This is a genomic window from Streptomyces sp. NPDC002536 (genome assembly GCF_053594995.1).
In genome coordinates this window covers 41,143-67,098 of sequence record NZ_JBSFWU010000021.1, presented here as the reverse complement: position 1 = coordinate 67,098, position 25,956 = coordinate 41,143, and the positions used below count along the sequence as shown (strand labels likewise).

At 72.8% G+C, this 25,956-nt stretch carries 19 protein-coding genes and 1 tRNA gene; 11 read left to right on the top strand and 9 right to left on the bottom strand.

The annotated features are described in order from the left end of the window. Positions 1-94: 94 nt before the first annotated feature. Together ACWD4B_RS10820 and ACWD4B_RS10815 are read right to left on the bottom strand one after the other, a co-directional pair. Positions 95-1,066: a nucleoside triphosphate pyrophosphohydrolase gene (locus tag ACWD4B_RS10820; protein WP_451420427.1), complete on the bottom strand. Its 972-nt coding sequence runs from the start codon at positions 1,064-1,066 to the stop codon at positions 95-97. A gap of 34 nt (positions 1,067-1,100) precedes the next feature. Further along, entirely contained in the window at positions 1,101-1,718 is a 618-nt protein-coding gene (locus ACWD4B_RS10815; RefSeq protein ID WP_451420426.1) for a SurA N-terminal domain-containing protein, read from the bottom strand. 165 nt (positions 1,719-1,883) lie between these two features. Between ACWD4B_RS10815 and ACWD4B_RS10810 the strand changes: the two genes are divergently transcribed. Next, entirely contained in the window at positions 1,884-3,320 is a 1,437-nt protein-coding gene (locus tag ACWD4B_RS10810; protein ID WP_451420425.1) for a DUF2079 domain-containing protein, read from the top strand. Positions 3,321-3,374: 54 nt separating this feature from the next. Here ACWD4B_RS10810 and mfd read toward each other — a convergent pair whose 3' ends face one another. Then, entirely contained in the window at positions 3,375-6,905 is a 3,531-nt protein-coding gene (gene mfd, locus ACWD4B_RS10805) for a transcription-repair coupling factor (protein WP_451420424.1), read from the bottom strand. Between the two features lie 153 nt (positions 6,906-7,058). On the opposite strand from mfd, the gene ACWD4B_RS10800 reads away from it, so the two are divergent. Together ACWD4B_RS10800 and ACWD4B_RS10795 are read left to right on the top strand one after the other, a co-directional pair. Continuing rightward, positions 7,059-7,313 carry a type II toxin-antitoxin system Phd/YefM family antitoxin gene (locus tag ACWD4B_RS10800; RefSeq protein WP_451420423.1) on the top strand — a complete coding sequence of 85 codons (255 nt, stop codon included), beginning with the start codon at positions 7,059-7,061 and terminating at the stop codon, positions 7,311-7,313. After that, the gene (locus tag ACWD4B_RS10795) at positions 7,310-7,561 is read left to right on the top strand and encodes a type II toxin-antitoxin system RelE family toxin (RefSeq protein ID WP_451420422.1); all 252 of its coding nucleotides are present in this window, start codon (positions 7,310-7,312) and stop codon (positions 7,559-7,561) included. Before ACWD4B_RS10800 ends, ACWD4B_RS10795 begins: the two co-directional genes overlap by 4 nt. Here ACWD4B_RS10795 and ACWD4B_RS10790 read toward each other — a convergent pair. Next, positions 7,536-7,892: a hypothetical protein gene (locus tag ACWD4B_RS10790; protein WP_451420421.1), complete on the bottom strand. Its 357-nt coding sequence runs from the start codon at positions 7,890-7,892 to the stop codon at positions 7,536-7,538. The two genes, ACWD4B_RS10795 and ACWD4B_RS10790, sit on opposite strands and share 26 nt — an antisense overlap. A gap of 306 nt (positions 7,893-8,198) precedes the next feature. Here ACWD4B_RS10790 and ACWD4B_RS10785 point away from each other — a divergent pair, with 306 nt between their 5' ends. Next, positions 8,199-9,935: a hypothetical protein gene (locus ACWD4B_RS10785; protein WP_451420420.1), complete on the top strand. Its 1,737-nt coding sequence runs from the start codon at positions 8,199-8,201 to the stop codon at positions 9,933-9,935. Between the two features lie 84 nt (positions 9,936-10,019). On the opposite strand, the gene ACWD4B_RS10780 is transcribed toward ACWD4B_RS10785, so the two are convergent. From ACWD4B_RS10780 to ACWD4B_RS10770, 3 genes are all read right to left on the bottom strand, one after another. Continuing rightward, positions 10,020-10,919: a cellulose-binding protein gene (locus ACWD4B_RS10780; RefSeq protein ID WP_451420419.1), complete on the bottom strand. Its 900-nt coding sequence runs from the start codon at positions 10,917-10,919 to the stop codon at positions 10,020-10,022. Between the two features lie 172 nt (positions 10,920-11,091). After that, positions 11,092-14,817 carry an SUKH-4 family immunity protein gene (locus tag ACWD4B_RS10775; RefSeq protein WP_451420418.1) on the bottom strand — a complete coding sequence of 1,242 codons (3,726 nt, stop codon included), beginning with the start codon at positions 14,815-14,817 and terminating at the stop codon, positions 11,092-11,094. Positions 14,818-14,824: 7 nt separating this feature from the next. Further along, positions 14,825-15,802: an SMI1/KNR4 family protein gene (locus ACWD4B_RS10770; protein WP_451420417.1), complete on the bottom strand. Its 978-nt coding sequence runs from the start codon at positions 15,800-15,802 to the stop codon at positions 14,825-14,827. Between the two features lie 357 nt (positions 15,803-16,159). On the opposite strand from ACWD4B_RS10770, the gene ACWD4B_RS10765 reads away from it, so the two are divergent. Next, on the top strand, positions 16,160-16,690 hold the full coding sequence (locus tag ACWD4B_RS10765; RefSeq protein WP_336414979.1) for a YwqJ-related putative deaminase: 531 nt from the start codon (positions 16,160-16,162) through the stop codon (positions 16,688-16,690). Then, positions 16,677-17,213 (top strand): SUKH-3 domain-containing protein, encoded by a 537-nt coding sequence (locus ACWD4B_RS10760; RefSeq protein ID WP_451420416.1) that lies wholly within the window; start codon positions 16,677-16,679, stop codon positions 17,211-17,213. The genes ACWD4B_RS10765 and ACWD4B_RS10760 overlap by 14 nt, the downstream gene beginning before the upstream one ends. Before the next feature lie 116 nt (positions 17,214-17,329). Here ACWD4B_RS10760 and ACWD4B_RS10755 read toward each other — a convergent pair whose 3' ends face one another. Further along, on the bottom strand, positions 17,330-18,637 hold the full coding sequence (locus ACWD4B_RS10755) for a sensor histidine kinase (RefSeq protein WP_451420415.1): 1,308 nt from the start codon (positions 18,635-18,637) through the stop codon (positions 17,330-17,332). 153 nt (positions 18,638-18,790) lie between these two features. Between ACWD4B_RS10755 and ACWD4B_RS10750 the strand changes: the two genes are divergently transcribed. From ACWD4B_RS10750 to pth, 5 genes are all read left to right on the top strand, one after another. Continuing rightward, positions 18,791-18,862, top strand: a tRNA-Gln gene (locus tag ACWD4B_RS10750). Between the two features lie 183 nt (positions 18,863-19,045). Then, positions 19,046-20,503 (top strand): bifunctional UDP-N-acetylglucosamine diphosphorylase/glucosamine-1-phosphate N-acetyltransferase GlmU, encoded by a 1,458-nt coding sequence (glmU, locus tag ACWD4B_RS10745; protein ID WP_451420414.1) that lies wholly within the window; start codon positions 19,046-19,048, stop codon positions 20,501-20,503. 73 nt (positions 20,504-20,576) lie between these two features. Next, positions 20,577-21,554: a ribose-phosphate diphosphokinase gene (locus ACWD4B_RS10740; RefSeq protein ID WP_171081852.1), complete on the top strand. Its 978-nt coding sequence runs from the start codon at positions 20,577-20,579 to the stop codon at positions 21,552-21,554. A gap of 197 nt (positions 21,555-21,751) precedes the next feature. Beyond that, positions 21,752-22,324, top strand: a complete 573-nt coding sequence (locus ACWD4B_RS10735; RefSeq protein ID WP_451420413.1) for a 50S ribosomal protein L25/general stress protein Ctc — start codon at positions 21,752-21,754, stop codon at positions 22,322-22,324. A gap of 81 nt (positions 22,325-22,405) precedes the next feature. Continuing rightward, positions 22,406-22,999 (top strand): aminoacyl-tRNA hydrolase, encoded by a 594-nt coding sequence (pth, locus tag ACWD4B_RS10730; protein ID WP_451420412.1) that lies wholly within the window; start codon positions 22,406-22,408, stop codon positions 22,997-22,999. 87 nt (positions 23,000-23,086) lie between these two features. On the opposite strand, the gene ppc is transcribed toward pth, so the two are convergent. Then, positions 23,087-25,810, bottom strand: a complete 2,724-nt coding sequence (ppc, locus tag ACWD4B_RS10725; protein ID WP_451420411.1) for a phosphoenolpyruvate carboxylase — start codon at positions 25,808-25,810, stop codon at positions 23,087-23,089. Positions 25,811-25,956: the final 146 nt, after the last annotated feature.

The following is a 25,956-nucleotide window of genomic DNA, read 5'->3' as shown; positions in this document are numbered from 1 at the left end:
ATGACCATCGCTAGGCCGAACGAATGAACGCATGATTCTTCGAGTGCGGGCCGTCCCCGACTGGTCGCGGCGGGCCTGCAGCCGAAAACCGGGCTCAGCGCCCCCGCTCGGCAGCCAGCACCGCATCCCGGTACACGCGGGATGCGGCCCGCAGCGCGGTCTCCGGCTCCACCCCCTCCGCCTCGGCCCGCACCGCGAGGGCCAGCAGTTCGTAGCCGATGCCCTCGCCCGCCGGGAGGGCCACGTCCAGGCCCTCGTGCCGCGCACGCGACGCCAGCTTCGCGGCCAGCGCCAGCGCCGGCTGGCCCAGCGGCACGCCCTCGGTGACGGACTCCCGGCGCTTCTCCTCCGCCTTCGTCCGCATCCAGTGCGCCTTGACCTCCTCCGGCGTCTCGGCGGTCTCCTCGCCGAAGACGTGCGGGTGACGGTGGATGAGCTTCTCGACGATCGTGCCCGCGACGTCGTCGACGGAGAACGGCTCGTCCGGGTCGTCCTGGGCGATCCGGGCGTGGAAGACCACCTGGAGCAGGACGTCGCCGAGTTCCTCGCGCAGCGCCTCCCGGTCCCCGGTCTCGATGGCCTCCAGGAGCTCGTACATCTCCTCCAGCCCGTACTTGGCCAGGTCCTCGTGGGTCCGTATGCCACTCCACGGGCAGGCGGCCCGGATCCGGTCCATGACCTGCACCAGGTCCAGCAGCCGGGCGCCGGGCAGATCGTACGAGCCGGGGAGCAGCTCCAGGGCGGGCATGGTCTCGCGCCCGGAGCCGGCCAGCCGGGCGAGGCCGTCGGTGAGGGCGGACTCGCCCTCGGCCGAGCTGATCACGACGGCGGTGCGCTGCTCGCGCACGCAGTAGTCGACGAGCTCGCGGGCGCCGGCACCGGCCTGTTCGACCTCGACCCCGGCCTCCCGCAGATACGGCAGCTGCGGGTGGTCGGGGTCGGCGCACAGCACCCGCCCGGCCTCGCGCAGCGCCTGCCACGCGGGCCAGGACAGCAGCCCCGGGGCGACCCGGTGGCTGGTGGTGAGGAGGACGATGCGGCCGGCGGAGTCCGTGGAGGCGTTCACACGGACGAGCCTATGCCGTGCCGTCGGCCCCGGCTCAGGCCGGTTGTTCGGGCGCGGTCGTCATGGGCCGCAGCCAGGGCTCCTGCGCGGGCCGCGCGGTGCCGCGCTTCGCGTCCCAGGAGCCGTAGCGCGGATTGACGTCGACGCGCAGCGCGTCGGAGGTCCGCATCAGGACGTCGTTGGTCCGCGCGGCCCCCAGCTTGCCGTCCAGCTTGCTGCGGACCAGGTCCATGGTCAGCGCCTGGTCGATCTGGTCGGGGGCGATGCCGAGCGCGAGGAACCTGCTCTCGACCGCGTCGGCGCCGCCGTTGGCCTTCTCGACCTTGGCGCGCTGCTCCTGGACCTCGCGGCGGGTGACCTGCACCCCGTTGTCCTCGCCGGCCTGCTCGATGATGCGGTACTGGATGAGCCGGACCAGGGTGTCCTGGCCGAGGCGGGCGCTGTCCGCCAGCATCTGCCGGCCCTGCGGCGAGGACTGCTGCGCGTCCCGCACGTCGTTCACCTGGCTCTGCAGCTGCGAGACGGTGATCCTGTCCTTGCCCACGACGGCCGCGGCACCCGGATGCGGGGCCGAGCCGCAGGCGGTGAGCAGGGGGGACGCGGTGAGCAGTGCGGCGGCGGAGACGGCGAGCGCGGTCCTGCGGCGGATCATGAAGCCTCCCGGGAAGGGGTACGGGCGGGCACAACGATCGGGCGTTGATCGATGGTAGGCGAACCGGCCCGGTCCGGGGGCCGTCTCCGCAGGAGAACCGGGAGAGCCGTTTCGCGTATCTTTTCGACATTCACGGTGCAGCGGTACAGAGAGGACAAGCCCCCCATGGAACCGGCAGTGGCCACGGCCCCGGCACGGCAGCGCGGCGCGTCCGCGGCCCGTACCGCCCTGCGCGCCCCCCGGCTCGACCCGTACCGGGTCGGCGGCGTCTTCTTCGTCCTCTACACCGCGCTCTCGCTGAGCCGGCACGTCCGCATGCTCACCATGTCCTGGGACCTGGGCATCTTCGAGCAGGCGATACAGGGCTACGCCCGGCTCGGCGCGCCGATAGCCGACCTCAAGGGGCCCGGCACCAATATCCTCGGCGACCATTTCAGCCCTGTCACCGCGCTGATCGCCCCCTTCTACCGGGTCTTCCCGTCCCCGGTGACCCTCCTGGTCGTCCAGGCCCTGCTGTTCGCCCTGTCCACGGTCCCGGTGACCCGGCTCGCCGCACACCTGCTGGGCCGCGGGCGCGGCCTCGCGATCGGGGTGGCGTACGGGCTGTCGTGGGGCGTGCAGCGGGCGGTCGACTTCGACTTCCACGAGATCGCCTTCGCGATGCCGCTGCTGGCCTTCTCCCTGGAGGCCGTGGTGCGGCGGCGGTGGCGGACCGCGGTGCTCTGGGCGGCACCGCTGGTGCTGGTCAAGGAGGACCTGGGGGTCACCGCCGCCGTCATCGGCGCGCTGGTGCTGATACGGCTGCGGGGCGTCCGCAGCGATCCGCGGGCGGCCGCGTGGGCCCTGGGGCTGGTGGGCTTCGGGCTCGTGGCGACGGCCGTGGCCCTCGGCGTGGTCATCCCGAGCTTCAACCACAGCGGGGCGTACGACTACTGGACCAAGCTCGACGGCAGCGGGGCCCCCGGGCCCGCCCCCGTCATCCCGCTCGACACCGCGATCCGCACGCTGCTGTGGATCGTGCTGCCCACGACGGGCCTGTTCGCGCTGCGCTCGCCCGTACTGATCGTCGCGCTGCCGACGCTGGGGTGGCGCTTCCTCTCCCACGACGACCACTACTGGGGCACCGACTGGCACTACAGCGCGGTCCTGATGCCGGTCGTCTTCATCGCCCTGGCGGACGCGCTGGCGGACGCGCCGCGCGCGGGCCGCGCCTGGCTGCGGACGTACGCGCAGCACCTGCCCGGCGCGGTGCTCGCGGCGGCGCTGGCGCTCACGGCCTCGCTGCCGCTGTACAGCCTGACGGTGCCGGACAGCTACCGGATACCGGCGAGCGTGAAGGCGGCGGAGGGGCTGCTGGACCGCATCCCCGACGGCTCCGTCGTCGAGTCCGACGTGGGCCCGATCAGCCGGCTGGTCAACCGGTGCCGGGTGCTGTGGATAGGGGACACCCGGGGGATCACGCCGGATTACGTCGCGCTGCGGGTCGGGGACGGACGGTCGGCGAAGGACCTGCTGGCCGAGGTGCAGAGGCTGCACCCCGGGGTCCGGTTCGATCTGTTCGGCGACGCGGGCGGCTACGTGGTGCTGCAGCGCGTCGGTTAGGCCTGGTCCCGTCCCCTATATATAGGGGACGGCCCTCTATATAGGGGACAGCCCTCAGCCCAGGATCGTGGTCAGGAACTCGCCGACCCAAGCCAACAGCTCCCGTCCGACCAAAGGCTTGCCGCCGATCGGGCGGGTCGCCGGGCGGGGGACCAGGATCTGCCGGGTCGCCGGCTTGAGCACCGTCCGCGGGTACAGCCGCTTCAGCCGCAGCTCCTGCGACTCCCGCAGGTCCACCGGGCCGAACCGCACGTTCGCCCCCTGCAGGGTGATGTCGGCGACCCCGCACGCCCGCGCCAGCATCCGCAGGCCGGCCACGAGCAGCAGGTTCTCCACGGGCTCCGGCAACTTGCCGTAGCGGTCGGTCAGTTCCTCGCGGACCGCCTTGATGTCCTCCTCGGAATTCGCCGAGGCGATCGCCCGGTACGCCTGGAGGCGCAGCTGCTCGCCCGGCGCGTAGTCGTGCGGAACGTGCGCGTCCACCGGGAGCTCGATCTTGACCTCCAGCGGCGGCTCCTCCTCCACGCCGCCCTCCAACGAAGCGCGGTAATCCGCGACGGCCTCGCCGACCATGCGGATGTAGAGGTCGAAGCCGACGCCCGCGATGTGGCCGGACTGCTCGCCGCCGAGCAGGTTGCCCGCGCCGCGGATCTCCAGGTCCTTCATCGCGACGTACATGCCCGCGCCCATCTCCGTGTGCTGGGCGATGGTGGCCAGGCGCTCGTGCGCCGTCTCGGTGAGCGGCTTCTCCGGCGGGTAGAGGAAGTACGCGTAGCCGCGCTCCCGGCTGCGGCCCACCCGGCCGCGCAGCTGGTGCAGCTGCGAGAGGCCGAAGTTGTCGCCGCGCTCGACGATCAGCGTGTTGGCGTTGGAGATGTCGATGCCGGACTCGACGATCGTCGTCGAGACGAGCACGTCGAACTTCTTCTCCCAGAAGTCGACGACGACCTGCTCCAGCGCGCTCTCTCCCATCTGGCCGTGCGCCGTGGCGATCCGCGCCTCGGGCACGATCTCGCGCAGCTTCGCGGCCGCCCGGTCGATGGACTCGACGCGGTTGTGGATGTAGAAGACCTGTCCCTCGCGGAGCAGTTCGCGGCGGATGGCGGCGCCGATCTGCTTCTGGTCGTACGGGCCGACGAAGGTGAGCACCGGGTGGCGCTCCTCCGGCGGGGTGGTGATCGTCGACATCTCGCGGATGCCGGTGACGGCCATCTCCAGCGTGCGCGGGATCGGGGTCGCGGACATCGTCAGCACGTCCACGTTGGCCCGGAGCTTCTTCAGCTGCTCCTTGTGCTCGACGCCGAAGCGCTGCTCCTCGTCGACGATGACCAGGCCGAGGTCCTTGAACTTCGTCTCGGAGGAGAAGAGGCGGTGCGTGCCGATGACGACGTCGACCGAGCCCTCGCGCAGGCCCTCCAGGACGGCCTTCGCCTCGGCGTCCGTCTGGAACCGGGACAACGCCTTGACCACGACCGGGAATTGGGAGTAGCGCTCGGAGAACGTGCCGAAGTGCTGCTGCACCAGCAGGGTCGTCGGCACCAGCACCGCGACCTGCTTGCCGTCCTGCACCGCCTTGAAGGCCGCGCGGACCGCGATCTCGGTCTTGCCGTAGCCGACGTCGCCGCAGACCAGGCGGTCCATGGGGACGGACTTCTCCATGTCCTCCTTGACCTCGGCGATGGTGGTGAGCTGGTCGGGCGTCTCGGCGTAGGGGAAGGCGTCCTCCAGCTCACGCTGCCAGGGGGTGTCCGTGCCGAAGGGGTGGCCGGGGGCGGCCATCCGGGCCGAGTAGAGCTTGATCAGGTCGGCGGCGATCTCCTTGACGGCCTTCTTGGCGCGCGCCTTGGTCTTGGTCCAGTCGGCGCCGCCGAGCCGGTGCAGCGTGGGGGCCTCGCCGCCGACGTACTTGGTGACCTGCTCCAGCTGGTCGGTGGGGATGTAGAGGCGGTCGCCCGGCTGGCCGCGCTTGGCGGGGGCGTACTCGACGAGCAGGTACTCGCGGGTGGCGCCCTGGACGGTGCGCTGGACCATCTCGATGTAGCGGCCGACGCCGTGCTGCTCGTGGACGATGTAGTCGCCGGCCTGGAGGGTCAGCGGGTCGATCGTCTTGCGGCGGCGGACCGGCATCCGGCCCAGGTCCTTGCTGGCGGACTTCTGGCCGGAGAGGTCGGTCTCCGTCAGGACGGCGATCTTCAGCTTGGGGTCGACGAAGCCGGTGTCGATGCCCGCGCAGGAGACGTGCACGACGGACGGGGCGACCGTCTCCAGGTCGGCGTCGAGGCGGGCGGCGATGCCCTCGCCGCCGAGCACCTCGACGGTGCGGGCGGCCGGGCCGTGGCCCTCGGTGAGGAAGACCGTGCGCCAGCCGTCGGCCAGCCAGCCCTTGGTGTCGGCCAGGGCGCGGGCGGTGTCGCCGCGGTAGGTCTCGGGGGCGTGCATGCCGAGCTTGAGGGTGTCGCCGTCGCCCTCGTCCTCACCTGCGGCGAAGGGACTCACCGACCACCACATCATGCCGAGCTCGCGGGCCCGGTCGCGGACGTCGGCGATGCTCCACAGGGAGGCCGCGTCCACATCGATCGGGGCCTCGCCGCCGCCCGCGGTGGCGGCCCAGGAGGCCTGCAGGAACTCCTGGCTCGTCGCCACGAGGTCCGCGGCGCGCGTGCGCACCCGCTCCGGGTCGCACACGACCGCCATGCTGCCGGCCGGCAGGACGTCCAGCAGCAGCTCCATGTCGTCCACCAGGACGGGCGCGAGGGACTCCATGCCGTCCACGGCGATGCCCTCGGCGATCCTGCCGAGCAGCTCGCCCAGCTCGGGGTGCTCCTCGGCGAGGGCCGCGGCCCGCTCCCGGACGGAGTCCGTCAGCAGCAGCTCGCGGCAGGGCGGGGCCCACAGGCCGTGCTCGGCGATCTCCAGGGAGCGCTGGTCGGCGACCTTGAAGTAGCGGATCTCCTCGACGTCGTCGCCCCAGAACTCGATCCGGAGCGGGTGCTCCTCGGTCGGCGGGAAGACGTCGAGGATGCCGCCGCGGACCGCGAACTCGCCGCGCTTCTCGACCAGTTCGACGCGTGCGTAGGCGGCCGCGGCCAGGGCGTCCACGACCTCCTCCAGGTCCGCGGCCTGCCCGGTGCGCAGGCTGACGGGCTCCAGGTCGCCGAGCCCCTTGACCTGCGGCTGCAGCACGGAGCGCACGGGCGCGACGACGACGCTCACCGGCCCCGCGGCCGGGTCGTCCTTGCGCGGGTGCGCGAGCCGGCGCAGCACGGCGAGGCGGCGGCCGACGGTGTCGGAGCGCGGGGAGAGCCGCTCGTGCGGCAGCGTCTCCCAGGACGGGTACTCCACGACCGCGTCCTCGGGGAGGAACGAGCGCAGCGCGGCCGCGAGATCCTCGGCCTCCCGGCCCGTCGCCGTCACGGCGAGCACAGGCCGCTGTGCGTCCCGGGCCAGCGCGGCGATGGCGAAGGGCCGCGCGGCGGGCGGCCCGACCAGGTCGATGTGCGGCCGGTTGCCGTCGCCCGCGGCCTTGACCGCTTCGGCGAGCGCCGGATCGTTGACGACGGCGTCGAGCAGACCGTGCAGGCTCATGGAGGGCATCCCGTCCCGGGGGTGGGCAAGCGGACAACGCGAATCGCCCGACGCGTGCGTACGGGCCGGGGTGCTTCCAGACTACGACGGGGCGGTGACACCGCGCCCTGAAACCTCTCCCCAGGAAGGTGCGGGAAGTGTACAGTTCTGCACATGAGTGAAACCCTGCCGATCACCGAAGCGCGTGCCCGCTTCGGCACTCTCGTGCGCCGGGCCTCGCACGCCCGCGAGCGCATCACGATCACCGATCACGGTCAACCGGCCGCAGTGCTGATAAACCCGCAGGAACTCGCCGAGATCGAAGATGCCCTCGCACTCGCCCACTACCGGGAGCGCAAGGCGGCGGGCCAGGTCGCAAGCGTCCCCCATGACGAGGTCCGCGCACTCCTCGGCCTGGAGCGCGGTTGACCTACGAAATCGTCTGGGACGAGCAGGCGATCGACAACGCCACCCGGTTCCTCAAGGAGGACCCGGACGGGCTGCGGCTGCTCTTCGACTCCATCGACCTCCTGGCGGAGAATCCTCGCCCGGCCGGGGCCGCCGAGTACGGATCACCCGATCTTCGACGCCTGCACGTCGGGCGGTACCGGGTGCTGTACGAGATCACGGAGCGCACCGTCACCATCGTGATCATTCACGTCGGCCGCGTCGGCTGACAGCCGCTCGAGCACTGTCGACGATCCCCCGGATCTCGTCCATCGCCGCCCGCCATGCCGGGTCCTCCCGGTCGAGAGACTGGGCGGCGTGCTCGGCCGCGTGAAGGCGGCGGGCGACGTCGGGGAACCGTTCGACCTCGATCACGGTGGCCCACTTCAGCTGGAACAAGGCGATCGGCCCGAAGCTGTTGGACTGCGTGGCCATCGTGAAGACCGTGTCCCGCTCCGCCGTCATCTCCGCCAGCCGGGACGGCGCGACCTGCGCCAGCGCCGCCCGCAGCGCGGGGAACGGCTCCTCGGGTCCGGGGGCCGGCGTTCCCCCACCGTGCACCGGTTGTATGAGCGCTCTCCCGATCTCGATTTCCGCCTGTCCGCTTGTCACCCGATGTGACGGGTTTACAGCTTCCCGCCCCGCCCGCACCGCATGACCCTCGACGATGGTGCCCGGTCGCGTCCGCGGGGCGGGGAGAGGCGGGAAAAGGGGGCGTACGGAGAAACGGCGCGCGCAGAACCTGTGAATCCCGTCCCCGGACAAGACATTTGATGCTTGAGGGAATTAGTGTTCGGTGTTATGGCCGAGGGGGGCTCGTGCAACCCCCCTTCGCACGGCCGCCGGTCTCCCAAGGAAGCAGCCTCCGTGAAGATACTTCAGACTCGCGCTGCCAGCGTCTCCCGCCAGGGACTGTGCACTGCTCTGCTCGTCGCCAGTCTCACCACCGCGGCCGTGGGCGCGAGCCCGCCGCACAACACCGCGGACGGGGGCGACCCGACACCGGGACCCGACAACCCGCAGAGCCGGCCGCACGGCTCCCCCAACCTCACCCTGCCCGACCTGGTCCCGCGGCCCGGCGCCAGCGGAAGACCCGGCACCAGCACGCCCGGTGACGCTCCGGACGGTGCGACGGGCATTCCCGCGACGGCCCTCGCCGCGTACAAGCACGCCGAGGACCTCGCCAAGGACCTCTACCCCGGCTGCCACATCCCGTGGCAGCTGATCGCCGGCATCGGCAAGGTCGAGTCCGAGCACGCGAGCGGCTACGGCCTGCGCTCCGACGGCTCGACCGAGAAGCCGATCATCGGCCCCGCCCTGACCGGCGACAAGTTCGCGCTCGTGAAGGACACCGACGGCGGCAAGTGGGACGGCGACCCCGTCTACGACCACGCCGTCGGGCCCATGCAGTTCATCCCGTCCACGTGGGAGAGCTACGGCGCGGACGGCCGCGGCCTGGGCATCAAGGACCCCAACAACATCTTCGACGCGGCGGCCGGCACCGCCCGTTACCTGTGCGCCGGCAACAAGGACCTCAGCAACCCCGCAGACCTCGACAGGGCGATCCTGAGCTACAACAGCTCCCGCGACTACGTGAACGCGGTCGAGGCCTGGATGCGCACGTACCAGAGCGGCGAGGCCGTCTCGCTGCCCGACACCGGGCACGGCTCGGGCCCGACCGGCACCCCGCCGCCCGTGAGCGTGCCGCCGGCGCGGAAGCCGGAGCGGCCCTCGGCACCGAGCACGCCGAACGCGCCGAGCAAGCCCGGCAATTCGAGCAGGCCGAGCGAACCGTCCAAGCCGTCCGAGCCCTCCAAGCCGTCCGAGCCGTCTCAGCCGTCCAAGCCGGGCGGCGGTGGCGACCAGGGCGGGGACCACAGCGGCGACAAGCCCACTCCGCCGACCCCGGCCAAGCCGGTGGCCGACCACCTCGAACGGCTCGGCGACGGCGGCACGTTGACGGCCACGGCGGGCGAGACGTTCGACGCCCGGCCGGGCGTCAAGGTCCTGGACAAGAACGGCAAGCCGGTGCCGAAGGCCGAGGTCCGCTTCGAGATCATCGGTGACACCGGGGCGAGCTTCCCGGGCAAGGGCGACGACCGCACGGTCACCGCCACCGTCACCGCGGGCGAGGACGGCGTGGCCACCGCACCGCAGATCACCGCGGGCGACGTGACGGGCAAGTTCACCGTGCGCGCCACGGTGAAGGACGTCGCTCCGGCCACCGACTTCGCCGCCGACGTCGAGGCGCGCAAGGCGGACGAGCTCGCCCTCGTCGGCAAGAAGATCCTGACGGCGGCCCCGATGGGCTCGTTCGCCGAGCGCATCAAGGTCGAGTCCCTCGGCAAGGGCAAGCCGGTCGCCGGCACGGTGGTGACGGCCACGGTCTACGCGGACGGCAAGCCGGCCGAGACGACGGGCCCGTTCTTCAAGGACAAGGCGGGCAGTCCGGTCCGCACCGTGACGCTCGCGCCGACCGGCAAGGACGGGGTGGCCGAGGTGCCGGAACTGTTCACGGGCGGACAGCCGGGCAGTTACGTACTCCGCCTCACGACGGAGGACGGCCTGCTGGTGACGGTCTCGTTGGTGGTGCAGGCGAAGTAATTGCGTTTCCCCGCGCCCCATAAGGGGCGCGGGACCGTTACATGTGCGGCTCCGCCGCGTGGGCGCGAGCAACCACAGCAGACCTCAGCTTTCCCCGACATCCTCCGCAACAGGCTTGCCGGTCAACGCCGCCAGGCTATGGCGCACATGCGCCATGTGCGACCGCAACTCCTCGCGCCGCTCCTCGTGCTCCCGCAGCACCCGCTCGGTCTCCCGCGCGACCCGCTCCTCGCGCACCCGCGCCTGCGCGAGCACGGCCGCCGCCTGCGCCTCGGCGTCCTCCTGGCCGTGCCGGGCCGCCTCCTCCGCATCCGCGTAGTGGCGCTGCGCATCGTTCAGGGCCGTGCGGCCGTACTCCTCCATCGCCGCCACCCGGGCGTCCATCGCCGCCTCGCGCTCGGCGATCTCGCGGCCGGCCGCGTCCCAGCGCTCCGCGTGGTCCTTCTCCTGCTCGGCGAGCGCCTGCGCGGTGCGCCGGCGCATCTCCTTCAGGGCCGCGAGGGACTCCTCCCGGCGCTGGGTCACCTCGTGGCGCACCTTCGTGCGCAGGTCGTCGGAGACGGACTCGGCGGCGAGACGGGCCTGCCGGGCCCACTCCTCCGCCTCCGCCCGCACCGCCACGGCGTACTCGTGCGCCGCGTCGCGGAGTTCGCGGGCGTGCGACCCGGTGGCTTCCTGGAGGTCGGCGACGGCCGCCTCGGCGCGCTCGCGCAGGCCCACGGCCTCCAGCTCGGCGGTGGTCAGCAGGCCCTGGGCGCGCGGGCCCAGGGTGTCGTACGTCTGCGGCGGGAGCTTGGAGACGACGTCGGCGAGCCGCCGCACCTCGTCCTCCATCTCCCGCCCGAGGACGGTCAGTCGCGCGGCACGCTCCCATGCGGAGTCGCGCTGGCGCGCCAACTCCGTGAGGGCGCGGTCGACCTGCTCGGGCCGGTAGCCGCGACCCCGTACGACAGCGAATCCGTCAGGAGACACCGATGAACTCATCCCTGTAGCCCCTTATATCCGGAAATCCGGTATGCGACGCGGTCCGGCGTCCCATCATTCCTGGACGGGAGAGGCGCTCTTGACACGACACTCCGCCCCGTCTTGTGCACAGGGCGCCCGTCCCGCCGTCCACGGGTCGAGCGCCCTGTGCCGTCCACGCCTCGGCCGGCCGCTAGAAGAGACCGTCCCACATCTGCTCCAGCAGCACGGCCCACCAGTTCTCCGGCGAGGAGAGGGCCACCGGGTCCAGTGCCGCCAGTTGTTCCTGGAAGTCCACGGTCCAGCGCCCGGCCTGCTCCGGCGTCAGCCCGTAGCGCCAGCGCCACATTTTGCCGAGCAGCGCCAAAGAGCGTACGAACTGAGGAAGGCTCGTGTTGACGAACTGCGGCACGGCCGCGCGCCCGTCGGGCCCGGCCTCCAGGGGGACGGCCACGATGTGCGCCGTACCGTACTGCACGCACAGCTGGCGGCCGTAGTCGCTGCCCATCACCAGGTACGAACCGGCGTCCGCCGCCGGCTGCACCCCGCGCTCGACGGCGAGCTCGGCGAGCGTCGGCACCGGGCGGCCCGGCTGGGCCTGCCCCCAGAAGAACGGGCCGAAGTCGACGGGCACGCCCGCCTGGACGAGGGTCTGCGCGACGACCTCCGGCACGCCCTGGCGCGACACGGCGCGCTGGTCGAAACGGAAGACGCCCTGCGGGCCGAAGGACTCGGCGAGTTCCCGCCCGATGACGTCCGGCGCCGCGGGCGGGGCCGGACGCACCTGGCTCGGGTGCGGCAGCGGCGCCCGGTTCGGCGCGGGGCGCGCCGGGCCGTCGGCGACCTGGTGCAACTCGCCCTGGTGCGCGACGAGATGACGCACGCCCTGCTGCCGGGTCGCGTGGTCGCGCCCGTAGGCGGCGGTGTGGCTGATCCGCACCTGCGGCCAGGTCTCGCGCACCATGCGGGCGCAGTAACCGCCCGGCAGATCACAGGACTCGAGCTCGGTGTGCAGCTCGACGACGGACTGCGGGGGCACGTTCATGCCGCGCAGCTCGTGCAGGATCTGCCACTCCGGGTGCGGCGTGCCCGGCGCACTGCGCCGGATGATCTGCTGCTCGGACCCGTCCTGGGCCCGGTACCGCACCACGGCCATGTACCCGGGCCCCACGGTGGGCGGCCCGGCGGAGGGCTGGGGGTACCCGTACCCCTGCGGGGCGGCGGGGGGCTGGGGCGCGGGACCCCCTGCGGGGGCGCCGGGGATACCGGGGGGCCGGGGCGCGGGACCCCCTGCGGGGGCGCCGGGGATGCCAGGAGGCTGGGGTGCGGCCGGCGCCTGCGGGCCGTTCGGCCCGGCGAGCGGGGCCCCTCCGGGGACGCCGGGAGGCTGAGGTGCGGCCGGCATCTGCGGGCCGTTCGGCCCGGCGAGCATCGTGGCGGCGTGATGCACGGCGGGCCCCTGCCCGGGCCCCTGCGGGGGGCTCGGGGGCTGGACGGGTCCGCCGGGCCCCTGCGGGGCGAACATGGTGGCGGCGTGGTGCACGCCGCCGGGCGGGGTGCCGCCGGGCGCGGGCGGGGCGCCACCGGGGACACCGGGTGCGCCGGGAGGCGCGGGCGGGTTGCCACCGGGGCGTGCGGGGGCGCCCGCCATGGCACTGGGGTCGGCCAGCATCGTGGCGGCGTAGTGCCGGTTCCCTCCGGGGGTTCCGGGGGCTTGGGGGGCGTTCGGGGTGGCCGCGCCCTGCGGGGTGCCGGAGGCGGCGGCTGCGCCCTGGGGCGCGTTGGGAATACCGGGCGGCTGCGGGGGGCCAGGGATGCCAGAGGCTGCCGGACCGCCGGTGCCCTGCGGGGCGTTCGGGGCACCCGGGACGCCGGGGATGCCGGGCGGCTGCGGGGGGTTGGGGGCACCCGGGACCGCCGGGGCGCCGGGCGGCTGCGGGAGGCCGGGGATGCCGGGGGATGCCGGACCACCGGTGCCCTGCGGGGTGTTCGGCGCACCCGGGACGCCGGGGACACCGGGCGCCTGCGGGCCGTTGGGCGCGCCGGGGGCCGAGGGGCCACCGATGCCCTGCGGGATGCTGGGGGGCACTGGTCCGCCGATGCTCTGCGGACCGCCCGGCACGCCGGGGGCTGCCAGACCGCCCTGCGGGGCGCCAGGAGTCACCGGACCACCGATGTCCTGCGGGCTCCCGCCCGCAGGTCCGCCCGGCATGCCGGGAGCCACCGGACCGCCGGTTCCCTGCGGGGCACCGGGGACACCCGGGACCGCCGGAGCACCGGGCACGCCGGAGGCCGACGGGTCGCCCGCGCTCTGCGAACCGCCGGGCACGCCGGGAACCGACGGACCACCGGGCATGCCGGGAGTCGCCGGACCGCTGCCGCCCTGCGGGACACCAGGAACGCCCGGGGCCGCGTGAGCACCGGGGATGCCAGGTGACTGCGGAGCGTCGGGCATGCCAGGGGCCGCAGGGCCACCGATGCTCTGCGGACCGCCCGGCACGCCGGGCACCTGCGGTGTGCCAGGGCTCACCGGACCACCGACGCCCTGCGGGACGCCGGGTGCGCCAGGTGCCGCCGGGCCAACCATGTTCTGCGGGACGCCAGGCCCGCCCAGGGCATGGCCGCCGGACGCGCCGAGAGGCACCGGGCCGCCAGTGCCCTGCGGAGCACCAGGTGCACCCGGAACCGCCGGGCCACCGGGAACACCGGATACGCCAGGGGTCGAGGGGCCAGCGACACCCTGCGGAGCACCGGGCGCACCCAGGTCGCCAGCGGACGGGCCAAGGCCTGCCGGGCCACCCGGGACGCCCATGCCCTGCCGGACCCCAGGGCCACCAAGGCCCTGCGAACCGCCAGAGGCATCCGCGCCCTGCGGGGCGTGGGCCATGCCAGGGGCCATCGGGTCGCCGGGTGCCTGCGGGGCACCCGGAATGCCCGGGCTCTGAAGGCCAACGGGCGCACCGGGCGCACCCGGCGCGGCATGGCCGTGCGCCGCACCCGGCGCACCCGGAGCCTGCGCAGCAGCACCCGGCAGAGCCGGTGCGATCGCCGTGGCCGGCAGCGCACTGCCCCGCGGCAGCAGTTCCGTCTTCGCGTCCGAACGCACGCCCGGCGGCGGCGTGTCGTCGGCGTCCGAACCCGACAGTGCCGGCGTCAGCACCGTCGCCGGCAGACCCACCGAGCGGTCGTCGTCCTCTTCGGCACCCGCCCAGGGGGCCGCACCCACAGCGGACTTGTCCACGTCCTCCCAGGACATGGCCGCCCCGGTGTCGCCGCTGTCCCCCGCCGGAGGCGCCCCGGCGTCCGAACCCGACAGCGCCGGCGTCAGCACCGTCGCCGGCAGACCCACCGAGCGGTCGTCGTCCTCTTCGGCACCCGCCCAGGGGGCCGCACCCACAGCGGACTTGTCCACGTCCTCCCAGGACGTGACCGCCGCAGTGCCGTCACCGCCTCCCGCCGGAGGCGTCCCGGTACCGTCACCACCCGCCCCCACCGGAGGCGTCCCGGCACCGTCACCATCCCCCGCCGGAGGCGAGGACGGCGTCCTGCGGTCCGGGATCCCCATCGCGTCCGCCGCGTCCTGCAGCCACTGCGGCGGCGACAGCAGGAACGACGTCGCCTCCAGGTCCACCCGGCGCGGCGGTGCCGCGTCCGGGGCCGGTTCGTCCACGGGCACCGTTCCGTACTCCTCCTCGTAGCGGCGGATCACCTCGCCCACCGGCAGTGCCGGCCACAGCGTCGTCTCACCGCTGTCCCGGGCGATCACCAGGCGGGCGCCGCCGCCCCCGGAGCCGCCCTCGGCCCAGGCCACGAAGCCCAGGTCGAACTCCCTTACCTGCACCTCGCGGTGGAGGTATCCGGGCACGTCGCCGTTGACCCAGCGCTCCGCCCGTTCCTGCGCCTGCGCGAACGTCACCATGCGCCGCTCACCCCTCCACCGGAACGGCGTACGCGAAGCCGCCGTCCACCATCAGGTTCGCCACCGTCTCCAGCTCCGGCGGTCCGCCGGCCAGCCGCATCAGGAAGGCGTCGAAGTCCTCGCCGCAGGGCAGGAGGAGGTGCTCCACCCGCTCCTGCACCGTCCGGCCGTCGTGGTCCCGGGCGTCGTCGTACGCGCAGAACCACACCGAACCGACCGCTTCGCCCTTCACCTTGACGGCGAGGACGCCGCCCTGGACGAAGGCCACACCCAGGTAGTCCTTGGTGAGGTGGTCCCGCAGGCACTTGTTGACGTAGACGAGGTCGTTGACCGCCGCCTCCTCGCGCACCGTGAAGAACGGCTGGTCGATCAGCAGGCCCAGCTCCGCGTCCAGCGCCGCGCCCACGGGTACGCAGCCGCCCGCCGCCTTGAGGAAGGAGCGGTACGCGTCCGGCAGGCGGTAGCCGAGGTCCTCCTCGACGCCCTGGACCTGTTCCTCCGTCACCGCGAGCTCCCGCTGCGGGAGCGCGAAGTGCACGGGACGGGTCTCCTGCAGCGGGCGGGTGCCGCGCTTGTCCTGGTCCACGAGGGCCGTCGTCAGGCCGCCGTGGTGCCGGAGCAGCGCCTTGACCTCGACGGGGACCAGCTCCAGGCGCCGGGTGCCGGCGACGTGGTGCCAGGTCCAGCCGTGCGGGGTGGCCACCGGCGGCATGCTCGCCCACAGCTCGTGGCCCGCCGCGCAGAGCGCGGCGTTGGCCGACACGTAGTCGGTCAGCCGCAGCTCGTCGACGCCGAAGCCCTCCGGGGGCTCCGCGATCTCGGCGGCGGCCCTGGCGTACGCGGAGAAGTCCGGAAAGCCGTTCTCGTCCACCCGGACGCCCTTGGGATGACGGGCGTGCCGGACCGGGTCCGGGAAGTGCACGACCTGCCCGGCATAGGCCGCGTTCGGTGGCGCGGCCTGCTGCCCGAGCCGACCTGAAGTCATGGCGGAAGCCCCCTACTGACTGCCTGCTGTCTCCTGGAGACCCGGCCGCAGGCCGAGCACACCTCGTGACCGACAAGCCTATGCGGTGCCGCAAGACGTGATTCCGCCGCTGCCCCGCACCCGCCCCGCGCCTATGCCGCCGACATCCGACCGGCGCTTGCAACCGCGTACACCGGCGCGGCGTGAATACCGATATGACCCCGCCGCAGCTCCACTCCCACGGCGACAACTCGTGCCCCCTCAGCCATCACGCGGCACACCAGGCGCACGCAACGCCGACCTGCCTTCCGCACCCGCCACCCCATTTGGCAGTCTGATCCCCGCAACAGGGGGATTGCACGGGAGGGAAGTACCACCATGCACACGACTCAGGACCGCCAGACCGAGGGCGGTACGCCCGGCGACCCCCGGCTCACCTGGAGTTCCACCGAGGACGCGGACAGACCGCCCGCACTGCTGCACCGCCGCGACGGGATCCTGCCCGCGGTCGCCGCGGCGCTCTCCGTCCGCGGCGAGACCCTCACCTGCACCGGCGGCAAGGCCGACCAGCCGCCCCGGCTGCACCCCCTCGTCCAGGACTTTCTGGACACCCTCACCAGCGACCGCCGCGAGCGCTTCACCGGCCGCTGCCCGGAAGCGGTCCTGCTGACCCGCTTCCTCACCGGCTTCGAGGGCGGCCGCAGCAAACGCGCCTCCCGCAAACCCCTCACCCACGGCGAGGCCCGGCGGGCCCTCAAGCAGGCCAAGCTGACGGCCCGCCACATCCGCGAAGACGGCGACCCGCTGCACGGCGGCTACGCCCCGCCCTGCCGCTCCTGTACCGCGCTGCTGGCCCACTTCGGCGTACGCTCCGTCGATCCGGCCCCCTCGACCCATGGCAGGAACTGACCACCACACCATGCGCGCTTTCGACCGCACCGCCGCCACCCGTTTCCCCGTCGCCGTCGACGCGGCCCTGCGCGAGGCCGGGTGGCAGCCCGGACGCTGGGACATCAAGGCCGCCGAGCAGTGGGCCGACGCCCTGCGCTCCCACGTCTCGCCCGCCGGGCACCGGCACACCGTCTTCCCCGCGGCCGTGGAGGCGTGGGCGGAGTTCGGCGGACTGCGCATCGCGTCGTCCGGGCCGGGGCGGCACATCGCGCCGACGCCGTTCGAGATCGACCCGATGCACGGGCTGCACCTGGCCCGGACCGTCGCCGACCTGGGGCGGGCACTGGGGGCGGACGTGTGTCCGCTGGGCCGTGAGCTGGACGGCCAGGCGCTGCTGGCCATCGACGCGCACGGGCGGGTGTACGGGCTGGACCATGCGGGGGACTGGTACCTGGGGTCGGATATCGATCATGCGATCGGGACCCTGGTGACGGGGACCCGCCCGTCACGCCTCTCGGCCGGCACCCGGCAACAGGGCTAGGGCGTTCGCGCCCCGTCAGGGGCGCGGGGAACTGCGCGACCAGCCACAGCCGGCCCGCAGCCGACCCACCGGCCCATGTCCGGGGCGAAGCCCCGACGGGGCGCCCCCGGCACCCCCTAAGCCGGTATGACCGCCGAAACGCGGAAGCCCCCCGCATCCGTCGGCCCCGACACGAACACGCCCCCCAGCGCAGCCACCCGCTCCCGCATGCCGATCAGGCCGTTGCCGCCGCTCGGCAGCTCGGGGCCCCGGCCGTCCGACGGGCCGTTCTCCACCTGGAGGGCGACCTCCGCCTCCCGGTGCGCCACGCGCACCACCGCCTTCGCGCCGGGTGCGTGCTTGTGCACGTTCGTCAGGGCCTCCTGCACCACCCTGTAGGCCGTGCTCTCCACCGGCGCCGCGTACGACCGCTCCTCGCCCTCCATGGACAGCTCCACGACCATCCCGGCCGTGCGCGACTGCTCGACCAGGTCGCCCAGCTCCTCCAGCGACGGCCCGGCGGCGTCCCCGGCCGCCCTGACCCGCGCCGACGCGGCGGCCGCCACGGCCGCGAGCCGCTCCGGCTCTTCCGGGGCGGGGGCGGCGGGGGCGTCCGAAGCCGTCCGCAGGACGCCCAGCATCGAGCGCAGCTCCGTCAGCGCCTGCCGGCCCATGTCGCCGACCAGGGCCGCGTTGCGGGACGCCTTCTCGGGGTCCTTGAGGGCCACCGCCTGCAGGGCCGCCGCGTGCACCACCATGAGCGACACCCGGTGGGCCACCACGTCGTGCATCTCGCGCGCGATCCGGGTGCGCTCCTCGTTGCGGGCCCACTCGGCCCGTTCCTCCGCGCGGTCGGCCAGCAGGGACAGCTCGCGCTCCAGGCCGTCGGCGCGCTCGCGCAGGCTCTCCACCAGGCGGCGGCGGGCGCCGACGTACAGGCCCATGAGTACCGGCGGTGCCGTCAGGCCGAGGGCCATCACCAGGGAGAAGACCAGCGTCGCCCAGAATCCGGGGCGGTAGGCGTCCTGCGGCATGTCGCGGTGGAAGCGCGCGAGCGTGACGATCAGCGTCCCGGCGAAGGAGGCGCCGGACAGGACGACGATGATGCGGCGCGGGACGTCCGAGGCCGCGAGGGTGTAGAGGGCGACGATGCCGAGCAGCAGGCCCATCTCGGCCGGGGTGATCGCGATGGACACCAGCACCACCGCGACGGGCCAGCGCCGCCGCAGCAGCAGCGTGGCCCCCACGGGTATCCCCGCCAGGCCGACGAGCGCGGCCGGCAGTCCGGCCTCGTTCGCGAAGGAGACGCCCTCCAGCATGCATTCGAGCGCCGACACCAAGGCCAGCACCGCATCCAGCGCCAGGCCCCGCCGGCGCGCCCACCACCACGGCCCCGCAGGCGCGCCCCGCGCGCCTGCGTCCGTGATTGCCCCCGTTGTGGTCATACCACCCAGACTACGGGCGGGTGCCACCGCTTTTCCCGGGGTGCGCAGCAGTACAAGGGCACATACCGTCGCGTCGGAGGGCGGCGGTACGGCATAGTGTGGGGTACCCGGCGGACAGGTCTTGGCCAATGTCCGATTCGGGTGAGATTGCTATCCCCTGTGGTGTAATTGGCAACACTACGGTTTTTGGTGCCGTCTTTCCAGGTTCGAGTCCTGGCGGGGGAGCTTCAGTTCCGGCCCTTTTTCTTCGGTTTCCTCCGGGCCCTACCGTTTCCTTCCGGGTCCTCCCCCGTGATTTCCGTCCCGCTCCGAGGCCCTGACCAGGCAGTCGTTCCCGGGGCGCGTTTCGGCCGCAAGACTCACCGGTATCCTTCGGGTGTCCACCACTCGAAGCCAAAGGACACACCCGTGAGCGCCAACCGCCCGGCAGCCGTCGTCGTCCTCGCAGCGGGTGAGGGCACCCGCATGAAGTCGGCGACCCCCAAGGTCCTGCACACCCTCTGCGGCCGCTCCCTCGTCGGACACGTCGTCTCCGCCGCCCGCGAGCTGGACCCGGAGCACCTGGTCGTCATCGTCGGCCACGCCCGCGAGCAGGTCTCCGCGCACCTGGCCGAGACGGACCCGGGCGTCCGCACCGCCGTGCAGCACGAGCAGAACGGCACCGGCCACGCCGTGCGCATGGGCCTGGAGGAGCTCTCGGACAGCGGTGTCGCGCTCGACGGCACCGTGGTCGTGGTCTGCGGCGACACCCCGCTGCTGACGGGTGGGACGCTGGCGCGCCTGTCGGAGACCCACGCCGCCGACGGCAACGCGGTCACGGTCCTCACGGCCGAGGTCCCGGACTCCACCGGCTACGGCCGCATCGTGCGCGACGCCGCGACCGGCGCCGTGACCGCGATCGTCGAGCACAAGGACGCCACCGACGAGCAGCGCGCCATCCGCGAGATCAACTCCGGGGTGTTCGCCTTCGACGCCCAGCTCCTGACGGACGCGCTCGGCAAGGTCCGCACGGACAACAGCCAGGGCGAGGAGTACCTGACCGACGTCCTGGGCATCCTGCGCGAGGCCGGGCACCGGGTGGGCGCGGCCGTGGCCGGCGACCACCGCGAGATCCTGGGCATCAACAACCGCGTCCAGCTGGCCGAGGCGCGCAAGCTGCTCAACGAGCGCCTGCTGCACGCCGCGATGATGAGCGGCGTGACCGTCGTGGACCCGGCCACCACCTGGGTCGACGTCACCGTCACCTTCGAGCCCGACGCGCTCGTCCAGCCCGGCACCCAGCTCCTCGGCGCCACCCACCTGGCCGCAGGCAGCGAGGTCGGCCCCAACACCCGCCTGACGGACACGTCCGTGGGCGCCGGCGCGCGCGTCGACAACACGGTCGCCGTCTCGGCGCGGATCGGCGAGGGCGCCGTCGTCGGCCCGTTCGCATACCTCCGTCCGGGTACGAACCTGGGCCGGAAGTCCAAGGCCGGGGCCTACGTCGAGATGAAGAACGCCGAGATCGGCGAGGGCACCAAGGTCCCGCATCTGTCGTACGTCGGCGACGCCACGATCGGCGAGTACACCAACATCGGTGCCGCCAGCGTGTTCGTGAACTACGACGGAGTGAGCAAGCACCACACCACGATCGGTTCGCACTGCCGGACCGGTTCGGACAACATGTTTGTGGCTCCTGTCACGATCGGGGACGGCGCCTACACGGCCGCCGGCTCGGTCATCACCAAGGACGTGCCCCCGGGCGCCCTGGCCGTCGCCCGCGGCCAGCAGCGCAATATCGAGGGCTGGGTGGCGCGCAAGCGCCCGGGAAGCGCCGCCGCAGACGCCGCTTCCGCAGCTCACCGGACCACCGACGGAGAGCAGTGACCGTGACACCGGGACGCCGTGCGGGGCGTACCGTGATAAGCGCACACAAAGCGACATCCAAGGAGATTGTGCTGTGACCGGGATCAAGACGACCGGCGAGAAGAAGCTCATGCTCTTCTCCGGCCGCGCCCACCCCGAGCTTGCCGAGGAGGTCGCGCACCAGCTGGGCGTCGGCCTGGTCCCGACCAAGGCATTCGACTTCGCCAACGGCGAGATCTACGTCCGCTTCCAGGAGTCCGCGCGCGGCGCCGACTGCTTCCTGATGCAGAGCCACACGGCTCCCATCAACAAGTGGGTCATGGAACAGCTGATCATGATCGACGCGCTGAAGCGGGCCTCGGCCCGCTCCATCACGGTGATCGTGCCGTTCTACGGCTACGCCCGTCAGGACAAGAAGCACCGCGGCCGTGAGCCCATCTCCGCCCGCCTGGTCGCCGACCTGTTCAAGACCGCGGGTGCGGACCGGATCCTCACGGTCGACCTGCACACCGACCAGATCCAGGGCTTCTTCGACGGCCCGGTGGACCACCTGTTCGCGCTGCCGATCCTCGCGGACTACGTGGGCGCCAAGGTCGACCGCGACAAGCTCACCGTCGTCTCCCCCGACGCCGGCCGCGTGCGCGTCGCCGACCGCTGGTGCGACCGTCTGGGCGCCCCGCTGGCGATCGTCCACAAGCGCCGCGACAAGGACGTCGCCAACCAGGTGACCGTCCACGAGGTCGTCGGTGACGTCGAGGGCCGCGTCTGCGTCCTCGTCGACGACATGATCGACACCGGTGGCACCATCTGCGCCGCCGCGGACGCCCTGTTCGCCCACGGCGCCGCGGACGTCATCGTCACCGCGACGCACGGCGTGCTCTCCGGCCCGGCCGCGGACCGCCTGAAGAACTCCAAGGTGAGCGAGTTCGTCTTCACCAACACCCTGCCCACGCCGAACGAGCTGGAGCTCGACAAGATCACGGTCCTGTCGATCGCCCCGACCATCGCGCGCGCCGTGCGCGAGGTGTTCGAGGACGGCTCGGTCACCAGCCTCTTCGACGAGCAGGCGTAACGATCTTTCAGTAGCACTTGTGTGCTGATCGATTTCTGGACGGCCTCCCCGCCGGGTAGACTCATCGAGTTGCTCGGCGAGGGAGGCCGCCCCCATTCATGGGTGTGCGGTGGTCCGTTATCGACGCGCTCTTCGTAGCAGGCCTGTCGTGGGCCGGGTAACCGCCCCGCACAGTTCAAGCCTCCGAGGAGTGCACCATGGCCGAGATCAAGCTCGCCGCTGCCGTCCGTTCCGAGTTCGGCAAGGGCGCCGCCCGCCGCGACCGCCGCGCCAACCTGGTCCCCGCCGTCGTCTACGGCCACGGCTCCGAGCCGGTCCACGTGAACCTGCCCGGCCACGACCTGATGATGGCCCTCAAGACCCCGAACGTCCTGCTCTCCCTGGACATCGAGGGCCGCGACGAGCTGGTCATCCCCAAGCAGGTCCAGCGTGACGCGCTCAAGGGCTTCCTGGTCCACGTCGACCTGCTGGTCGTCAAGCGCGGCGAGAAGGTCACCGTCGAGGTTCCGGTCCACACCGAGGGCGAGCTGGCCCCCGGCGGCAACCTGCTCGAGCACACGCTGACCGCCCTGCCGGTCGAGGCCGAGGCCACCCACATCCCCGAGGCCGTCACCGTCTCCGTCGCGGGCCTGGAGGCCGGCGCCTCCGTCCTGGCCAAGGACATCACCCTGCCGGCCGGTGTCGAGCTGGCCGTCGAGGCCGACGCCGTCGTGCTGCACGTCGTCGCCGGTGCCGCCGCCGAGGTCGAGGCCGAGGGCGCCGAGGCCTGAGCCTCGCCCCGATAGCACACCGCTGCCGCCGCCCCGCTCCACTGGAGCGGGGCGGCGGTTCGCTATGAAGGAGACATGCAGATGACGGACGACTCCAGCGCCCCCTGGCTGATCGTGGGCCTCGGCAACCCCGGCCCCGAGTACGCGGGCAACCGCCACAACGTGGGCTTCATGGTCGCCGACCTGCTCGCGGAGCGGATGGGCGGCAAGTTCAAGGCCCACAAGGCGCGGGCCCAGGTGGTGGAGGGCCGGCTCGGCACCCCCGGCGTGTCCAGCCGCCGCGTGGTGGTCGCCAAGCCGATGTCGTTCATGAATCTGTCGGGCGGCCCGACGGCCGCACTGCGCGACTTCTACAAGGTGCCGGCGGACCGCGTGATCGCCGTGCACGACGAGCTGGACATCGACTACGGCACGCTGCGGCTGAAGCTGGGCGGCGGCGACAACGGCCACAACGGCCTCAAGTCCATCACGAAGGCACTGGGCCCGGACTACTGCCGCGTCCGCTTCGGCATCGGCCGGCCGCCGGGGCGGATGCAGGTCGCGGACTTCGTCCTGAAGGACTTCTCGTCGGCGGAACGGAAGGACCTGGCCTACGAGGTCGACCGCGCCGCGGACGCGGTGGAGTCACTGATCGTGGACGGGCTGGAGCGGGCGCAGGGGACGTACAACTCGTAGGGGGTACGTACCAGTTCCCCGCGCCCCGTAAGGGGCGCGGGGAACTGCGCGAGCAACCACAGCAGGCCCGCGGCCGAAGAACCGTCCTCAGCCCGTGTTACGGAGCCCGGCTGCCACACCGTTGACCGTGAGCAGGAGCGCCCGCGCCAGCAAGGGATCCGCCCCCTCGCCCCGCGCAGCGGCCTCCCGCTGGCGGTGCAGCAGCGACACCTGCAGATACGAGATCGGGTCCAGATACGCGTCCCGGATGTGGAACGTCTGCCGCAACACCGGGCTCGCGTCGAGCAGTTCGCCCTCCCCCGTCACGCGCAGCACCTCCCGCACCGTCAGCTCGTGCTCCGCCTTGATGGTGTCGAAGACGTGCCGCAGCTCGTCCGGGACGAGCGTGTCCACGTAGTGCTGCGCGATGCGCAGGTCCGTCTTCGCCAGCGTCATCTCCACGTTGGAGAGGAAGTTGCGGAAGAAGTGCCAGTGCTCGTGCATCTCCTCCAGCACCGTCTCCAGGCCGGCCTCGCGGGCCGCCTTCAGGCCCGAGCCGACGCCGTACCAGCCGGGGACGATCTGGCGGGACTGCGTCCAGCCGAAGACCCACGGGATGGCCCGCAGGCCGTCGAGACCCGCGCCGGAGTCGGGGCGGCGGGACGGGCGCGAGCCCAGGTGCAGGTCCGCGAGCTGGTCGACCGGGGTCGAGGCGAAGAAGTACGCGGGCAGGTCCGGGTCCTCGACCAGGCGCCGGTACGCGCCGTGCGCCGCGTCCGAGACGGTGTCCATCGCCGCGTCCCAGCGCGCCAGCGCCTCGTCCGACTGGCGCGGCGCCGTGTGCAGGGCGGAGGCCTGCAGCGTGGCCGCCACGGTGAGTTCGAGGTTCTCCCGGGCCAGGGACGGGATGAGGTACTTGTCCGAGATGACCTCGCCCTGCTCGGTCACCTTGATCTCGCCCTCCAGCGTGCCCCACGGCTGCGCCAGGATCGCGTCGTGGGTGGGGCCGCCGCCGCGGCCGACCGTGCCGCCGCGGCCGTGGAAGAGCCGCAGCCGCACGCCGTAGCGGTGCGCGACGTCGCGCAGCCGGCGCTGGGCGCGGTGGATCTCCCACTGCGAGGTCGTGATGCCGCCGAACTTGGAGGAGTCGGAGTAGCCGAGCATGACCTCCTGGACGTCGCCGCGCAGCGAGACCAGCCGCCGGTAGGAGGGGTCGGCCAGCATCTCGTCCAGCAGCCGGTCGGCCTCCTTGAGCTCGTCCGTGGTCTCCAGCAGCGGCACGATGCCGATCTTCGCCCAGCCGGCGTGCAGGTCGACCAGCCCGGCCTCGCGGGCCAGGACGGCCGCCGCGAAGACGTCGTCGGCGCCCTGGCACATCGAGATGATGTACGACTCGACGACCTCGGGCCCGAAGCACTCCAGCGCCTCGCGGACGGTGTGGAAGACGCCGAGCGTCTTCTGCCCGTCCGCGTCCAGCGGCGCCGGCATCGGCGCCAGCGGGCGCCGTGAACGCAGCTCCTTGGCCAGCAGGCGGCGCCGGTAGTCGCGCGGCATGTCGGCGTAGCGCCAGGACTCCTCGCCGAGGCGGTCGAAGAGCTGGCCGAGCGCGTGGTGGTGGGCGTCCGCGTGCTCGCGGACGTCCATGGTCGCCAGGTGCAGCCCGAACGCGGCCAGGGTGCGGATCGCCCGCTCCAGCCGGCCGTCGGCGATCAGCCGGCCGCGGTGCGCGCGCAGGGAGTCCTGGATGAGCAGCAGGTCGGCGAGGAGCTCGCCGGTGCCCAGATAGTCCCGGCCCTCCTCGTGCGCGGTGTTGCGGGCCAGCCGCTCGCGGGTGTTGACGAGCTTCTGGCGGATGCAGGTGGCCTTGAGCCGGTAGGGCTCCTCGGCGTTGAGCCGCTTGTAGCGGGGGCTGATCTCGGGCAGCAGTTCGAGGTCCCGCTGCAGCGAGGTGAGCAGTTCCTCGGTGGCGCCGCTGTTGCGGATGGAGTTCGACAGCGCGCCGCGCAGCACGTCCACCTGCTCCAGGGCGTCGGTGATGCCGTGCTCGTGCTGCAGTATCAGCACGTCCCAGGTCACCTCGGGGGTGACGTTGGGGTTGCCGTCGCGGTCGCCGCCGATCCAGGTGCCGAAGGTCAGCGGGCGGGTGCCGGCGGGCAGCTGCACGCCCACGCGGTCGAGCTCCGCCGCAAGATCCTCCAGGACGTCGCCGACGGCGTTGGCGTGCAGCTCGTCCAGGTAGTAGATCGCGTTGCGGGCCTCGTCGGTCGGCTCCGGGCGGGCCACGCGCAGCTCGTCGGTCTGCCAGAGCAGGTCGATGTTCTCGGCCAGCCGCAGGTCCGTGCGGCGCTTGTCGCCCGTGCCCGTGGCGGTCGCGTCCAGCAGCTCGGCGATGCGCCGCAGCTTGTTGAGCACGCTGCGGCGGGCGGCCTCGGTGGGGTGGGCGGTGAACACCGGCCGCACCTGCAGGTGCTGCACGGTCTGCGCCAGGTGCTCGGGGTCGGCCTCCTTCAGCTGGTCCGCGGTACGGGCCAGGATCGAGCCCTCGGCGTCCCGCTTGGCCCGCAGCTCGCGGCCGCGGTGCACCTGCTCCGTGACATTCGCCAGATGGAAGTACGTGGAGAAGGCCCGCACCAGCCGGGCGGCGGTCTCCAGGTCGGTGGCGCCCAGCAGCTCGGCGGCCGCCTCCCCGTCCGTACGGGTCAGGGCCCGCACGCGCTCGACCAGGTCGAGAAGTTCGTCACCCTCCTGGCGGACCAGCGTCTCACCGAGGAGATCGCCGAGGCGGCGGATATCGGCCCGCAGGGCGGCATTGGTGTGGTCGGCACTGCTCACAGGTGCGGCTCCTTGCGAAGTTCTGAGCATCTGGAGGGGTGGCGGACCGCGCTGTCCGACGCCCCCCAGCATAGGTCTCCGCCCGGACCCCGCCCGACGCGCGGTGCCCCACAGCCCTCTTGCCCCCGGCGGGCGCCCTGCCATAC